We start from the raw sequence: 16,612 nt of genomic DNA, 5'->3' as shown, positions 1-16,612 counted from the left end.
ATGGCAGCTCCAGATTTTGTTCACTTAAGAGTTCACTCTGATTTTTCGATGGTTGATGGCCTTGCCAAAACCAAGCCAATTGTAGCCAAAGCACAAGAACTACAAATGCCGGCAATTGCTATTACCGACCAAATGAACTTATGTGGCTTAGTGCGCTTTTACGAAACAGCCCACAGCACAGGTATAAAACCTATAGTGGGTGCTGACTTTTGGCTACGCAGCCCTGAGTTTGAAAACGAGCCAAGCCGCATTACTATTTTAGCAAAAGACAATCAAGGTTATAAAAACCTCACTTTATTAATATCTAAAGCATATCAGCGCGGGCATGTATTTCATCGCCCGGTGATTGATCGTGATTGGCTAATAGAACTTAAAGCCGGGTTAATAATACTCTCTGGTGCAAAAGACGGTGATTTAGGTAAAGCGTTATTAAAAAATAATCCGAGTGTTATTGAATCGGTTGTTAGTTTTTATAAACAGCATTTTAGTGATAACTACTACCTTGAGCTGGTTCGAACTAATCGACCGCTTGAAGAAGATTATTTACACATGGCGGTAGAGCTTGCTGCTAAAGAGCAATTACCCGTTGTGGCCACTAACGAAGTGGTGTTTTTAAAACCAGAAAACTTTGAAGCACACGAAATTCGCGTGGCTATTTTTGATGGTTATACACTGGATGATAAACGCCGCCCTAAACGATTTTCAGAAGAGCAATACTTAAAAACGCCAGAGCAAATGGCTGAGTTATTTAGCGACATTCCAGAGGCATTACAAAACACCGTAGAAATAGCCAAACGCTGTAATGTAACGGTGCAACTTGGTACTTACTTTTTACCAGATTATCCGACCGGCTCACTTAAAATTGAAGACTTTTTAGTTAAGGTGTCACAAGACGGTCTTGAAGAGCGATTACAGTTTTTATTTCCTAATGAGCAAGAGCGTAAAGAAAAACGCGTTGAATACGATGAGCGCCTAGATATAGAGCTTGGTGTAATTAACGAAATGGGATTCCCAGGTTATTTCTTAATCGTAATGGAATTTATTCAGTGGAGCAAAGATAACAATATTCCAGTTGGCCCTGGGCGTGGGTCAGGTGCAGGATCACTGGTAGCCTACGCGCTTAAAATTACCGACCTTGATCCATTGGAATTTGACTTGCTGTTTGAGCGGTTTTTGAACCCAGAACGTATTTCAATGCCCGATTTCGACGTCGATTTTTGTATGGATAGGCGCGATGAGGTGATTGATCATGTATCGGCCTTGTATGGGCGTAACGCGGTATCGCAAATTATTACCTTTGGAACCATGGCGGCAAAAGCGGTAATACGCGATGTTGGCCGAGTATTAGGTCACCCGTACGGTTTTGTTGATCGTATTTCAAAAATGATCCCAGGCGATCCTGGGATGACACTTGCCAAGGCATTTGATATAGAGCCACGCTTGCAAGAAGCCTACGATGGCGACAATGAAGTAAAAGATTTAATCGATATGTGTCGCATTCTCGAAGGGTGTACACGTAACGCCGGTAAACATGCGGGTGGGGTAGTAATATCGCCCACCACAATTACCGACTTTGCTGCTCTTTATTGCGATGACGAAGGTAAGTTTCCGGTTACTCAGTTTGATAAAAACGATGTAGAAACTGCCGGTTTAGTTAAGTTTGACTTTTTAGGCTTACGAACGCTGACTATATTGCAGTGGGCGCTCGACATGACCAACGAGCGCTTAGCGCGCACCGGTAAAGAGCCGGTAGATATTAATACTATTCCGTTGGATGATAAAAAGAGTATTGAGTTACTACTGCGCGCCGAAACGACTGCGGTGTTTCAGCTAGAATCAAGGGGCATGAAAGACTTAGTAAGGCGCTTAAAGCCCGACAGCTTTGAAGATATGATTGCTTTAGTAGCCTTGTTTCGACCCGGTCCGCTGCAATCGGGCATGGTAGATAACTTTATCGACCGAAAATTAGGCCGCGAAGAAATCTCATACCCCGATGCGCAGTATCAGCACGAAAGCTTAAAACCTATTTTAGAGCCAACCTACGGCATTATTTTGTATCAAGAACAAGTAATGCAAATAGCCCAAGTATTAGCTGGCTATACACTAGGCGGCGCCGATATGCTGCGCCGTGCTATGGGTAAGAAAAAGCCCGAAGAAATGGCAAAACAGCGTTCAACATTTGAAGATGGTGCGCGAAATAACGGCATTGACGGCGAACTAGCAATTAAGATCTTCGATCTGGTAGAAAAGTTCGCAGGTTATGGTTTTAATAAATCGCACTCCGCTGCGTATGCATTAGTGTCGTATCAAACACTGTGGATGAAAACCCATCATCCAGCAGAGTTTATGGCTGCGGTAATGTCGGCCGATATGGATAATACCGACAAAATAGTTATTTTGGTGGATGAATGTGAAAACATGAAACTCACCTTGCTCCCGCCTGATGTGAATGCTGGCGAGTTCAAATTTACTGTAAACCTGCAAGGCGAAATTGTTTACGGTATTGGTGCTATTAAAGGAGTAGGTGAAGCACCTGTAGAGGCTATTTTAGAAGCACGCGCTAAGGGCGGACCATTTAAAGATTTATTTGATTTTTGTGCCCGTGTTGATTTAAAACGCTTAAATAAACGTGTAACCGAAAAACTTATTTATTCAGGGGCACTTGATCAGCTAGGCCCTGAAAAAACTCAATCAGGGCGCGCCACGTTATTGGCAAGCTTAAAAAGTGCCATGCGCGCCGCCGATCAGCACAATAAAGCAGAGTTATTAGGGCAAAGTGATTTATTTGGCTTATTAGCCACTGAACCCGATGAAGTAGAGCAAGCCTTTATTAAAGCCACAGGACTCACCGATAACGAATGGCTCGATGGCGAAAAAGAAACTCTTGGTCTTTATTTAACCGGTCATCCAATAAATCAATATCGCCGCGAGCTAAAATATTATACCAGTGGTAAATTGGTCGATTTACAGCCTACTAATCGCGATGTAGTATCTACAGCTGCAGGGCTTGTAATTTCGGCCAGAGTGCTAATTAATAAAAAAGGAAATAGGTGGGCATTAATAACTTTAGATGACAAGAGCGCCCGCATTGATGTACGCTTATATTCAGATGAGTTTGAAAAATACCAAGATATGCTCCAAGTTAATAATATTTTGGTGATATCTGGACAGGTCAGCTTTGATAACTTCTCTGGTGGTATTACAATGACCGCCAGAGAAATAAACACCATTGCTCAAGCGCGTGAAAAACGTATTAAAGCGATTAAAATGACGCTGAACATGGTGCAAGTCGAGGCAGGTTTCTTCGATAAATTACAAAAAGTACTCGAACCATATAAAATGGGAACGTGTCCGATCAAGGTTTATTACCAACGCCCAGATGCATTGGCGCAATTAACCCTAGGGATCGAATGGTGTGTTACGCCAAGTGACGACTTAATTCATAAGTTATCGCTAATGGCAGCGCAAGATGTAGAACTAGAATTTAACTAATTAGGTAGTTTAGAGCATGAGCCTCAATTATCTTGATTTTGAGCTTCCGATTGCAGAATTAGAAGTGAAAATTGAAGAATTACAAAATGTAAGCCGCGCTGGCGAATTAGACCTTGAATTAGAAGAGGAAGTCAGCAAGCTAAAAGAGAAAAGCGACCGATTAAAAGAGAAAATATTCTCTGAACTTGGCGCTTGGCAAGTATCACAGCTGGCACGTCATCCGTTGCGTCCTTATACTCGAGATTATATCGAGCGTATTTTTACGGAGTTTGACGAGTTTGCAGGTGATCGTACTTTTGCTAATGATCCGGCAATTTTAGGTGGTATAGCGCGTTTAGATGGCGAACCAGTAATGGTTATTGGCCAACAAAAAGGCCGTGGTACCGCTGAAAAAATTAAACGTAACTTTGGTATGCCAAAGCCTGAAGGATACCGTAAAGCATTGCGCTTAATGGAAATGGCTGAGCGTTTTAAAATGCCAATTATGACCTTTATCGACACCCCTGGAGCTTATCCTGGTGTGGGTGCTGAAGAGCGTGGCCAGTCAGAAGCTATCGCCCGTAACCTTAAAGTAATGGCCTCTTTAAAAGTGCCAACTATTTGTACGGTTATTGGTGAAGGTGGATCGGGTGGTGCGTTAGCAATTGGTGTTGGCGATCGTGTTAACATGTTGCAATACAGTACTTACTCAGTAATTTCTCCTGAAGGGTGTGCGTCTATTTTATGGAAAAGCGCCGATAAAGCCCCACTTGCAGCTGAAGCTATGGGTGTAACTGCTAAGCGAGTTAAAGAGTTAGACCTAATTAACAACTTAGTAGATGAGCCATTAGGTGGAGCGCACCGTAATTATGATGCTATGGCACGTAATTTAAAAGTGCGATTAAAGCGTGACTTAGCCGACCTACAAGCACTTTCGCTTGAAGAGATGCTTGATCAGCGCTACAAACGCTTAATGTCGTTTGGTTATTGCTCTTAAATTCTTTTAATAATTAGCAATAAATATTTAAAAAAGCCGCTTATGCGGTTTTTTTGTTTTAAAATGGCTAAAATCAAGTACCTAAAACTTAGGGTCTGTTTATCTTTCAAGGTTAAATTTACAGCAGTGTGTTTGGTATTTAGGCAAGGCAGAGCCTATGTGGTGTGGTTATTCCCCATAAATAGGCGATAACGTAGGATCAATGCCAAACATGCGCTGCCCGAAGGGTTCTACCTAGGGGCGATTGACTCTTTGTTGCTCGGTTTTTACTTAGCCCACTAGGTTACAAACCTCGCGCCGTGATTAAATCGCCCCTAGTTTGAATAAATTTTAATCCGCAAAGGTCAACAGACCCTAGTATTTTAAAATTATTGGCTAAATTATCTGGAGCTCAGGTTAAATTAATGCACACATCGCTTATTTATCAACAAGTAAAACAATCATTGGGTCAATATATTGAGCAAGGTCATAGGGTGTTTAATGTGGCACTTTCTGGTGGCGTTGATTCTGTGGTGTTACTGCATTTAATGCATGCTTTACGAGTGCAGGATCCTGCACTGCAAGTTTCTGCTATTTATATACACCATGGTTTGAGCCAGTATGCCGACGACTGGCAGGTTTTTTGTCAAACCCTGTGCAATGAGCTAAATGTGCCATTTCAAACGGCTAAAGTAAATATAGAGCAGCAGTCACGCACGAGCCTAGAGGCGCAAGCGCGCGATGCTCGTTACCAAGCATTAGATGAGCTAAGTCCACATGGCAGCATTATTTTACTTGGGCAACATTTAAACGACCAAATAGAAACCTTTTTACTGCGCTTAAAACGTGGCTCGGGTTTAAAAGGTTTAGGTGCAATGCAGCGCGAGCGCACTTTAACCAGCGGCCGATTATGTTTCAGGCCGCTGTTAGCGGTAAAACGCAGTGATATAGAAGCCTTTGCGGCGCAATATGCACTTAACCATGTTACCGATGATTCTAATACTGATGAGCGCTTTGAGCGTAACTTTATGCGCCAGCAAGTTGTGCCAATATTAGCAGCGCGCTTTAATGGTTTTGAACAATGTACCGCTCGCAGTATTAGTTTACTGCAGCAGCAACACGCTTTACTCAACGAATATACTCACATTGATTTAACGCAATGCGTTAATTCTCAGCAGGCGTTAAATATAAGTGCTATTGCCAAATTTACTCCGATTAGAACAGCCAATGTAGTACGTGCATGGCTAGAGCTATTTACTCATGTATTACCATCGCAAAAGCAGCTGGAGCAAATAATTAATCAGGCTATTGCAGCTAAAAGCGATGCACAAATGCTTATTGAGCTTAGTGATGGACAAATACGCCGCCATCAAGGGCATTTATATTTTGTTGTACCAAGTACGCAAATATTAAACAACACACTAATTACTCGCAGTGAGCTAAAGCTTGCCGATGGTCGCTTACTAAAAAAACACAGTGGCGTAGGAGTCAGAGCGCCAACTGCAGATGAGCAAGTAAGCGTGCGTTTTAATTGTAATAGTGCGCGCATCAAACCTTTAAAAAAACCAGGAAGTAATACGCTCAAGCATTGGTTTAAAGATGCAAAAGTGGCTCCTTGGCTGCGTGCTAATGTGCCGTTAATTTTTTATAATGATGACCTAGTACAAGTGGTAGGCTATTTTATAAGTGCTAACCATAGTGATGAAAACGGTATTTATTGGGAGTGTAAATAATGAGTAAGGAGCCGCATGTAGGCTTATCGTTAGTAAATAAAGCACCACAAGGTATGCTAATTACAGCGGTTATTGCTGTGCTTGCTAATTATTTTTTAACGCTTGATATAGTGACATTAGGCTGCGCTATAGCGGGTGGAATAGTGTGCGCTAGTATTTTACTGGCTTATTGGTTAGGTAAAGGTGGGTTGTTTTTTATTTTAGGAGTGAGTGTACCGCTGTTGTTAGTGTTATTTACGCCACTTGCTAGCATTGCTGCATTACTTAATTTACTCAGTGGTTTCTTTTTTGGTTTTTGCATTGCGTTGGTTATGTATAAGTTTTTATCGGCAAAGTGGCTCCCTAAGTAGGTAGACTTATTAAAACTACTTAGGCAGCAATAAAAAAGCCTAGCGGGGGAAGCTAGGCTTTTTTATTTACAACAATATTAATTGCTGTACTTAATATGCTTTGGCGCAATTTCGTCCCGCTGCTTTGGCTTTATATAAACCTTTATCAGCTCGCGAAAAAACATCGTTTTCGGTGTCTTGGCTACTCGCTAAAGTAAAGCCAATACTGGTAGTAACTAAGTACTGCGCCATTATCTTTGAGTTTTTAACGCGTTGCATAATGCGCTCAGCTATTACTTTATTAGTAGTAAACTCAGGATCTTCAATTAGTATTGCAAATTCATCGCCACCAAATCTAAATACAGAGTCAGTGCCTCGAATAGAGCCATTAAGTACTAAGGCAAACTCTTTAAGTACATCGTCACCCACTTTATGACCAAAGTTATCGTTTACTTGTTTAAAACTGTCTAAATCAAGCAACATTAAACTAAATGGGCGCTGGTAACGGCGGCAGTTTTCAAGCTTTTGCAGTAAGGTGTCATTAAATTGACTTCTATTGCTTAGTCCCGTTAATGCATCTTTTGTGGCAAGTTTTAATACCCTGTTATACATTATCGCATTACGTAAAGGGTAGAGCAGCGCACTATGAAAATATTGTAGTTTTTGTTCTATGGCAACACTCAGAGGATATTTACTAAAGTATATTAGTTGCCCTAAATTACTGTTCTCTACATTTAAATCAAAGGTATAAGAAAGCGTATCAATATCGCAATCAGGTGTTTGCACTGTACCTAGCGCAGACTTGAACTGTATACCTGAAAAATTTAGCAGTTGTTTTGCAAATTTTGCATAAATAGCTAATATATCTTCGAGTATTAAACTGGTTTGTAATTTTGCAGCTAGCTCTTGCGTTGCTGCCGGTTCATTTTTACGATAATGCTCAGCCGAAAACGGCAAAAACTCTCCGCGTCCAGCAATACGTTGTGTCAATATATGCACATTTTCCATTGATTTATTTCCCCCGAGTATATGATCTTATAATACTAAGCGAATTTTATGCCACATTTAAAAACTGGCCGATAAATTGGTGATTGCTATAGTTAAGCATGGCTGTTTTTATAAGTAACGAGGTAATATTTGCAAAATATTAATACTCAAATTTTTACTTTATTAGTCGCTGCTGTCTTATTTGTATGGATTTTTAAGCGCGTAGGGCTACCTCCTATATTGGCTTATTTAGCAACAGGGGTTTTAGCGGGTAGTCACAGTGTTGGCTGGATGACGCAAACTCACGAAATGGATTTAGTAGCTGAACTAGGTATAGTATTTTTATTATTTAGTTTGGGGCTCGAGTTTTCTATTTCGCGCCTAATGGCAATGCGCAATATAGTATTTGGCTTAGGATCATTGCAAGTTGTAGTAACCAGTACAGTGCTTATTGTGATTTTATATTGCTTAAACTTTAGTTTGCTCACCAGTTTTACAATTGGCGTTATTATGATGCTGTCCTCAACTGCTGTGGTTGTTAAGCTATTAAAAGAAAACGGAGAGTTAAATAAACGCCGTGGGCAGCTCGCCATTGGAGTGCTTTTATTGCAAGACATTGCGGTTGTGCCTTTACTGATTATTTTACCTTTATTAGCCGCTACCGGATCGCAAAGTATTAGCTGGGCGTTAGCAGTAGCACTCACGAAAGGGGCGTTTGTTTGTTTACTACTTTGGGCTATAGGTAAATGGATTTTGCCTAAAGTATTTAATGAAATTGCGTTAGTACGTACCGACGAGCTATTTATGCTTACCACTTTGCTGGTAGCTTTATTTGCTGCCTTACTCACCTACTCATTTGGTTTATCTATGGCACTGGGCGCTTTTTTAGCAGGCATGATGCTAGGAGAAAGCCATTATCGGCATCAGCTTGAGGCAGATATTAGGCCATTTAGAGATATTTTAATGGGGTTGTTTTTTGTCACTGTCGGCATGCAGCTCAATGTAATGTATGTGCTTAATAATAGCTTACTTATTATTGGCGCATTAGTAGGGTTATTAGTATTAAAAATAGCGGTAATGGCAATAAGTGCTCAGCTAATGGGCGAGCGAAAACAAGACGCGCTAGCATGTGCATTTATGCTATGGCAAATGGGGGAGTTTGGTTTTGTACTTATAGCGCTAGGCGCTCAGCATCAGTTACTAACTAATCAGCAAGTATCGTTTTTAATTGCTTTAGGGGTGCTTTCTATGGCGCTTACGCCCTTTTTAATTGATAAAACACCTTTTATTTTAAAGCGTATTGGCGTGCTAGATCGTGCAAGCCAAGCGTGGGAAAGTGAACCTAAAAGCAGCACACTGTATAGTGATCATGTCATTATTTGTGGCTTTTCACGGGTGGGGCAAACGGTTGCACGTTTTTTAAAACCAGAAGCCATTGATTATATAGCAATAGAAAGTAATCCGATTTTAGTTCAAGAAGGTAAAGCGGCTGGTGAGCCTATATTATTTGGCCATGTTAAACAAAAAGATATTTTAAAATGTGCGGGAGTAGAGCGAGCACGTTTAGTCATTATTACCTTTACTGAGTTTGAGCAAACGCAAATAGTAATAGATGCAATCAAGCAAGTTGCCCCAGAGGTAAAAATACTAATAAGAACCAAAGACGACAGTCAGCTGGAGCGTTTAAAAGAACTGGGGGTTACCGAAGTTGTGCCAGAAACCCTTGAAGCTAGCTTAATGTTGGTTTCGCATGTTTTGTCTATGTCGGGGGTACCAATGAGCCGTATTATTCGCCGTGTTAGCACCGAAAGGCATAACCGTTATCAATTATTGCAACGCTTTTTTACCGGTGAGTACCTGGATGTAGACGAAGACGCGCATGAACGCCTTGAATACTTGCATGTAATAGCGCTACCCGATAAAGCTTTTGCGGTTAATAAAAGTATTGCGGCGCTTAATTTAGCAAAACGAAAAGTGTCTATAAAAGCACTGCGCCGACAAAATAATGAAATAGAGAACCCATCAGATCACACTATATTACTAGCCAACGATATTTTAATACTGCAAGGTAAACCAAGGCGCGTAGAGCGAGTAGAGCATTACTTATTTGATGGTATTGAGTAAGTTACTTAGATGATGCAGGGCGAGCATGCATCAGCGCCCTAATCTAGCTCTAAAAACTTACGTATTTCAGGCAGCTTTTTCATGCCATCCTCATAACCAATTTGTATTAAATGTTGGGTATAACGTTTTTCAAATAATAAATAGCTGGTTAAACTCGATTGCGAATGTTTTTTAACCCCTATGATCCTAAGCAACACTTTAATTGCCCATGGCATATCGTCGTAGTACTGCGCGGCAATAGCATTAAAGTTTTGTGATGGGTTGATCACGCAGGTTTCTATGCGCTTAAGTTCTTGGTGTTTATCGCGAGCTGGCAGCAAGCCTAAGGTGCGGTTAATTCGCTCTAGCCGTTCTAAGTCAGATTGCATAGTGTCGGTAAACACGCTGTCGAGTAAATGCCCTGCAACCGAAGACAGCCCAGGGTAATGAGCTGAGTAACCCACAGGATGTAACTCTTTAGGCTGCTCAACACCAATAATGAATATTTTTTCAGCGCCTAAATGTATTGATGGGCTTAGAGGCGATAACTGATGTATAGAGCCATCACCAAAGTAATGGTTATAAATATTTACACTAGGAAACACCATAGGAATGGCGCTCGAAGCCATTAAATGCTCAACATTAATACGCGTAGCGCGGCCCTCACGTTTAGCGCGTTGCCATGGTAGGCGTGTATTAGATTGATAAAACGCCACCGAATCACCAGTAGTATAACTAGAGGCGGTAATCGAAAGCGCTTCTAAGTAATTGTGATGTAAGTTGCGTTCAATGCGATGTAAATCTAATATTTCGTTTAATAATTTACGCAGTGGCCGATTGTTTAATAAACTCGCAGGCGGATGATTTATATGTTCTGACTGAAAACTGGTTAAAATATTACGAGTAATATGACCAAATACACTTAAAAAATCACTTTTATACACCATAGAAGTAGAAAAGTTCTTCCATACAGACTCGAGCTTTCTAACTGCTAAGTGCGCGCAGGAGGCATAGCAAGCTAGCGCCGCAGAGTTTATAGCCCCAGCAGATGTACCATTTATTACTCTAAATGGCAGAGGCGCTGTTCTAGGCATGCTATGAGCTAATGCTTTAAGTACGCCTACTTGATAAGCAGCGCGTGCGCCACCCCCTGTTAATAGAAGGGCAACTTTGGGTTTGTTAGGATCAACTTGCTTGATTTTCATATAAGGGACTAAACTGTTCTACGTCTTTACTTTATTTATTTACTTTAAGTCTTTAAGCTAGAAGAATCAAAGGATACCTTAGCTGCTTTTAATATTATTTACTGTAAGCTATGAATTAAACTCATTTAGAATACTCTAAGTGATATTGCATTTTAATTTTAATGGAGTTCGTATGTCAGATAAACCATCAGCGTCAGATGTTCAAAAACGTCCACCTAATAACAATCTACTTTTTGCCATTATTATTTTAGTGGTACTCGTATGCGCCGCTGCATTTGTATTGCTTAAGCCAAGCAACGAGGCAGAAGTGCTTACTGAGGTTGAGCCAGCACCAGTAGAGCAGCCTATGATGGAGTTAAAGCCAGAGAATGATCCTGTTTTAGATGTTCCATCAGTATTGCCAGATAAACCGCAAGATTATGAAATGCCAGCGCAGCGTGATGCCGAGCCAGCAGCCGTGCAATTACCACCACTTGATGAAAGTGATGCAGTCGTTGTGGCAAAAATGGATGAATACTTAAGTGATTCGGTAATGGAGCTAATGATTACCGATGATGTTATTCGCCGTGGTGTCGTGTTTGTTGATAATTTAGCAAAGGGCAAAGTTGCTACAAAACATACACCAGTAATAAAGCCAGAAGAAAAATTTAGTGTCACAGAAGGTGATATTTTAACTATCGATCCTAATAGTTATGAACGTTACACCCCGTATGTAAAAATATTTACTAGTATGAGCGCCGCCCAAGCCGTGCGTTTATTTGAAGAATATAAACCGCTTATTAATAATGCCTATACAGAAATTGGTTACGGCGATAATGAGTTTACTCAAACGCTTGAAGATGCAATCGACTTATTACTCGATACACCAGAGCCAGAAGGTAACTTACCATTACTGCGCGATTCAGTAACCTACCAATATGCATTTGCAGAGTGGGAGCAATTACCCGCTGCACAAAAACAGCTTTTACGTATGGGCCCAGAGAACATGAAAAAAGTAAAAGCGGCACTGCGAAATATTAAAGCGCAGTTAGAGAGCAAATAGTAAACATAAAACAGTTTAAAAGGCCGCGATTGTATATGAAGTATGCAATCGCACTTTCTTTTTCGATTATCCCTTGAATAACGTAGCAAAAGTAGAGATAATCCTTCCCGCGCCAACCAAGGCCCTCAATGGTAGTCTTATTGGTCCTCTCGCAACACTAGCAGGCGAACCTGGTCAGGCCCGGAAGGGAGCAGCCACAGTTTGTGACGTGTGTGCCGAGATGTGGCTGGTAAGACTGCCACCCAAATTCCTCATTTGGGTGTTGTTTGAAGTATAAGTTGACATATTTGTACTAAAAGATGGCATAAATTGGAAGTATAAGGTGGCATAGTCTAGTATTTAACCAAATGGTTAGATGGTTGACTCACATGTACAGAAGAAAACTCAAACACTCCCGTGTTAAAAACCTCCATAAATTTGCTAGTCAAAAAAATAAATCTACCTGTTTAGTTGAATCCTCTTTAGAGTTTGATGCTTGTTTCCATTTTGAATTTTCACCATCAATAGCCGCATTTGAAGCACAACCACTCGGTTACGAATATCAGTTTGATAACCGTATTTGTCGTTACACGCCTGACTTTTTACTTATCCACACAGACGGCACGCAAAAATTTATCGAAGTAAAACCACAAAGCAAAATTGCCGATGAAGACTTTCGTGCACGTTTTATTGAAAAGCAAGCCATCGCTAAGCAAGATGGACGCGATTTAATACTGGTTACTGATAAGCAAATCCGTGTATACCCAACACTCAATAACTTAAAGCTTTTGCATCGCTACTCTGGTTTTCAGTCTTTAACAGAGCTGCAAGCATCGGTGCTAGAACTTGTTAAGCAATACGGCTCTATTAAAGTGGGCCAGTTAGTTAACTTTTTAAAAGTAACTGCCGGTGAGCTACTTGCTACGGTGCTACGCTTATTATCACTAGGGCAGTTATTTGCCGACTTAACTACAAATGAAATATCAATAGAAACAGCAATTTGGTCTAACAATGTTTAATGACGGTTTGTTTGATGATGAATTTAACCAGCCATTACCAAAAGCAGAAACCAAACTACCTCAAAATTACGCCAAAGATTTACAAGCCCTTCCTGAAAAAATTAAAACTACAACATTTGCTAAGCTTAAATATATTCAATGGCTTGAGGCTAATATTCAAGGCGGTTGGACACAAAAAAACCTTGAGCCTTTATTAAAAGTAATGCCCGAAGTTGAGGGAGAAAAGAAGCCTAGCTGGAGAACCGCTGCACGATGGTATAGCGCTTATACCAATGCAGATAAAAATATCATGGCGCTAATTCCAAGCCATCAAAAAAAGGGTAACAGGGAGCGCGATACAGCCACCGATAAGTTTTTTGAAAAAGCGCTTGAGCGTTACTTAGTAAAAGAAAAACCATCAGTGGCTTCTGCTTATAAGTATTATGCAGATTTAGTTATTATTGAAAACGACAGTGTTGTGGGCAGTGTTTTAAAGCCTTTAACATACAAAGCGTTTAAAAACAGAATAGATAACTTACCACAATACGAAGTAATGATTGCTCGTTATGGTAAGCGCCTTGCTGATATTGCTTTTAATAAAGTAGAAGGGCATACACGGCCTACCCGAGTACTCGAAAAAGTTGAAATTGACCATACACCGCTTGATCTTATTCTATTAGATGATGAGCTGCATATCCCACTTGGTCGGCCAACACTCACTATGTTAGTAGATGTGTATAGCCATTGTATTGTTGGCTATTACTTTAGTTTCAGCGAACCCAGCTATGATGCAGTAAGGCGAGCAATGCTAAATGCGATGAAACCTAAAAGTGAAGTGGCAAAACTATACCCAGATACGCTAAATGAGTGGAAGTGTGCTGGCAAAATTGAAACTCTCGTTGTTGATAATGGCGCTGAATTTTGGAGTAACAGCCTTGAACTTGCTTGTGAAGAGATAGGCATTAATACTCAATATAACCCTGTCGCAAAGCCTTGGTTAAAACCATTTGTAGAACGCATGTTCGGCACAATTAACACTGAATTATTAGACCCTGTTCCCGGTAAAACCTTTTCTAACATTTTACAAAAGCATGAATACAATCCCAAAAAAGATGCAATCATGCGCTTTACGACCTTTATGCAGTTATTTCATAAATGGGTAGTAGACGTTTACCATCAAGATGCCGACAGCCGATTTAAGTACATACCAAGCCAACAATGGGATCAAGGCTTTAATACGTTACCACCAACAGTGCTGAGTAATGATGATCTTCAACAACTGGATGTTGTGCTCAGTATTTCAAATCATAGGGTGCTTCGTAAAGGTGGGATACGGCTAGAAAACTTAAGCTACGACAGTACTGAACTGGCCAATTATAGAAAGCAATTTAGCCACAAGGTATCTCAAGAAGTTTTAATTAAATTAAACCCCGATGATATTTCTTATATATACGTTTACCTCGATAAGCTAGAGCATTACATAAAAGTGCCATGCATAGATCCAAACGGTTATACCCAAAATTTAAGTTTGAATCAGCATAAAATAAATATACGCATTCATCGCGATTTTATTTCGGGCTCTATCGATAATGTAGGCTTAGCAAAAGCGCGTATGTTTATTCATAACAAAATTCAAAGCGAGTTTGAAGGTTTAAAAAATGCGCCAAAACACTCAAAAGTAAAAGGGGGTAAAGCATTAGCTAAGCATCAAAATGTAAATAGTGACTCACAAAAATCAATCACGCAGAGCAAACACGTAGAGGTTAAAAAGGTTACACCTAAAGAGCAACCAGCTGATAGCTGGGATGACTTTATCTCAGACCTAGATGGATTTTAATTATGCTGACCGACAAACAAAAAGAAAAGCTTAATGAATTTCGCGATGTATTTATTGAATACCCAATAATAAGCACGGTATTTAACGACTTTGACAGATTAAGACTTGGTAAAGGGCTAACAGGTGAAAAGCCTTGCATGCTGTTAAATGGCGATACAGGCACAGGTAAAACAGCACTAATAAAACAGTATAAAGAACGTCACTTACCGCAATTTATTAATGGAGTGATGAATCACCCTGTATTAGTCAGCCGCATACCGAGCAATCCGACATTAGAATCTACTTTAGCCGAGCTTCTTAAAGACTTAGGGCAAGTAGGCAGCACAGAGCGTAAGCTACGAATAAACGGTACTCGGTTAACGACATCATTAATTGAAAATTTAAAAACGTGTGGTACTGAGCTTATAATTATTGATGAGTTCCAAGAGCTAATTGAGCACAACCAAGGTAAAAAGCGCCGCGAGATTGCTAACCGATTAAAGTATATTAACGACGAAGCGGGTGTATCAATTGTATTGGTAGGTATGCCGTGGGCAGAAAAAATAGCAGACGAACCTCAATGGTCATCGCGTTTATTAGTAAGGCGGCAGCTGCCATATTTTAAATTATCAGAAAACCCAAAGCATTTTGTGCAGTTAATAATTGGCCTAGCCAACCGTATGCCATTCACCGAAAAGCCAAATTTAAGTGAGCAAGCAACAGTGTTTGCTTTGTTCTCCTTATCAAAAGGTTGTTTTAGAACATTAAAATACTTTTTAGATGATGCCGTACTTTACGCATTAATAGACAACACAAAAACCCTCACGACTAAACACTTGGTCAAAGCATTTGATGTGCTCTTCCCTGATATACCAAACCTATTTACTTTGCCAGTTGCAAAAATTACAGCAAGTGAAGTCGAGCGCTATTCACTATATAAACCTGAAAGCGCCCAAGACGAAGACCCGTTTATAGCGACCAAGTTTACTGACCGAATGCCGATTAGTCAGTTGTTGAAGAAAAAATAAATGTGGTTAGATGGTTTACGAAAAAACACCTTCTACATTACTCGGAGTATGTGTGTAATAAAAAATTTGTTTTTAGAAGCACTTTTACTTTAAAGTAAGTGTAAATGTACGTTACCACAAAGAAGTTATTTTAAAGTAAAAACTTGCTTTGTATTTTGCTAAACAATCAGTTATCAGAAACTAGATGTTCATAAAGGGTTATAAAATGGATTTGTTCGGTTGGAATATAGGCACAGAAGAAACTCAATGCTATGTTACAGTTATGAAAGCAAAAGATATCTTCGAAATATCAGAAGTGTCGCGAGTAGACTCTAACCCTAAAGATGGTTATCAACGATTATTAAGTCAAAAAAGAGCTTCAGATATTGCTCAATATTTAGATGATGGAAATATCATCCCTGGCTCGATAATATTAAGTGCTCAAGCAGGCTGTCATATTGAATATGATGCTGCTAGTAAAAAAATTACACTTGATAATACAAAAGCAAACTTATTTGTAATAGACGGGCAGCATCGTTTATACGGAGCAAGTTTGTGCGAATCAGATATTCTTCTACCCGTATGTATTTTCGCAGGTCTAGAGCTTAAGCAAGAAGTTCAGTACTTTTTGGATATTAATTCCAATCAAAAAGGCGTACCAAAAACCTTGCGTATAGAGCTTTTAAAATTCTTATCCGAACCAGAATCACCAGAGGCAGTTTTAATTCGACTTTTCAAAGAACTTGGTGAAGAAATTGACTCCCCTTTATATGGTAAAACTTCTGCAACTACTTCCGTTCCAGGAAAAGTATCTCATGTACCATTTCAAAGTGCTCTTAGCCCAATAATTGAAGGAAAGATATTAAGAAAATTTGATTATGATAAAAAGTATCTAGCGTCAATTAACTTGGCCGGTTCCGCGTCAATTATCTTGGCCGGTTGACACCGAATTTTATTTGCTCTTAT

The 16,612-nt window shown here is 40.0% G+C and carries 12 protein-coding genes and 1 other RNA gene; 11 read left to right on the top strand and 2 right to left on the bottom strand.

From position 1 onward, the window contains the following. From dnaE to AAEZ22_RS04225, 4 genes are all read left to right on the top strand, one after another. Entirely contained in the window at window positions 1–3,492 is a 3,492-nt protein-coding gene (dnaE, locus tag AAEZ22_RS04240) for a DNA polymerase III subunit alpha (RefSeq protein ID WP_352296263.1), read from the top strand. A gap of 16 nt (window positions 3,493–3,508) precedes the next feature. Further along, window positions 3,509–4,468 carry an acetyl-CoA carboxylase carboxyl transferase subunit alpha gene (gene accA / locus AAEZ22_RS04235; protein WP_011328672.1) on the top strand — a complete coding sequence of 320 codons (960 nt, stop codon included), beginning with the start codon at window positions 3,509–3,511 and terminating at the stop codon, window positions 4,466–4,468. Between the two features lie 404 nt (window positions 4,469–4,872). Beyond that, window positions 4,873–6,180 (top strand): tRNA lysidine(34) synthetase TilS, encoded by a 1,308-nt coding sequence (tilS, locus tag AAEZ22_RS04230; RefSeq protein ID WP_352296260.1) that lies wholly within the window; start codon window positions 4,873–4,875, stop codon window positions 6,178–6,180. Then, entirely contained in the window at window positions 6,180–6,530 is a 351-nt protein-coding gene (locus AAEZ22_RS04225; RefSeq protein ID WP_086995281.1) for a hypothetical protein, read from the top strand. The genes tilS and AAEZ22_RS04225 overlap by 1 nt, the downstream gene beginning before the upstream one ends. Before the next feature lie 90 nt (window positions 6,531–6,620). Here AAEZ22_RS04225 and AAEZ22_RS04220 read toward each other — a convergent pair whose 3' ends face one another. Then, complete coding sequence (locus AAEZ22_RS04220) at window positions 6,621–7,517, bottom strand: GGDEF domain-containing protein (protein WP_352296257.1); 897 nt, start codon at window positions 7,515–7,517, stop codon at window positions 6,621–6,623. 129 nt (window positions 7,518–7,646) lie between these two features. Here AAEZ22_RS04220 and AAEZ22_RS04215 point away from each other — a divergent pair, with 129 nt between their 5' ends. After that, window positions 7,647–9,620 carry a monovalent cation:proton antiporter family protein gene (locus AAEZ22_RS04215; protein ID WP_182684240.1) on the top strand — a complete coding sequence of 658 codons (1,974 nt, stop codon included), beginning with the start codon at window positions 7,647–7,649 and terminating at the stop codon, window positions 9,618–9,620. Between the two features lie 38 nt (window positions 9,621–9,658). On the opposite strand, the gene AAEZ22_RS04210 is transcribed toward AAEZ22_RS04215, so the two are convergent. Continuing rightward, the gene (locus tag AAEZ22_RS04210; protein WP_011328667.1) at window positions 9,659–10,804 is read right to left on the bottom strand and encodes a patatin-like phospholipase family protein; all 1,146 of its coding nucleotides are present in this window, start codon (window positions 10,802–10,804) and stop codon (window positions 9,659–9,661) included. Between the two features lie 172 nt (window positions 10,805–10,976). Between AAEZ22_RS04210 and AAEZ22_RS04205 the strand changes: the two genes are divergently transcribed. From AAEZ22_RS04205 to AAEZ22_RS04180, 6 genes are all read left to right on the top strand, one after another. Then, entirely contained in the window at window positions 10,977–11,846 is an 870-nt protein-coding gene (locus tag AAEZ22_RS04205; protein ID WP_086999367.1) for a DUF3014 domain-containing protein, read from the top strand. Window positions 11,847–11,984: 138 nt separating this feature from the next. Beyond that, an RNA gene (gene ffs, locus AAEZ22_RS04200) (signal recognition particle sRNA small type) lies at window positions 11,985–12,081 on the top strand. A gap of 133 nt (window positions 12,082–12,214) precedes the next feature. Beyond that, entirely contained in the window at window positions 12,215–12,844 is a 630-nt protein-coding gene (locus AAEZ22_RS04195) for a TnsA endonuclease N-terminal domain-containing protein (protein WP_087530673.1), read from the top strand. After that, the gene (locus tag AAEZ22_RS04190) at window positions 12,837–14,660 is read left to right on the top strand and encodes a TnsB C-terminal domain-containing protein (RefSeq protein ID WP_087530672.1); all 1,824 of its coding nucleotides are present in this window, start codon (window positions 12,837–12,839) and stop codon (window positions 14,658–14,660) included. Before AAEZ22_RS04195 ends, AAEZ22_RS04190 begins: the two co-directional genes overlap by 8 nt. A 2-nt stretch (window positions 14,661–14,662) precedes the next feature. Next, window positions 14,663–15,667 (top strand): TniB family NTP-binding protein, encoded by a 1,005-nt coding sequence (locus AAEZ22_RS04185; RefSeq protein WP_179807552.1) that lies wholly within the window; start codon window positions 14,663–14,665, stop codon window positions 15,665–15,667. 205 nt (window positions 15,668–15,872) lie between these two features. After that, window positions 15,873–16,589 (top strand): DGQHR domain-containing protein, encoded by a 717-nt coding sequence (locus AAEZ22_RS04180; RefSeq protein WP_352296254.1) that lies wholly within the window; start codon window positions 15,873–15,875, stop codon window positions 16,587–16,589. Window positions 16,590–16,612: the final 23 nt, after the last annotated feature.

This window comes from Pseudoalteromonas sp. 20-MNA-CIBAN-0454 (genome assembly GCF_040308685.1).
GTDB classification, from domain to species: Bacteria; Pseudomonadota; Gammaproteobacteria; order Enterobacterales; family Alteromonadaceae; genus Pseudoalteromonas; species Pseudoalteromonas nigrifaciens.
This window is presented reverse-complemented; position numbering and strand designations above follow the sequence as displayed.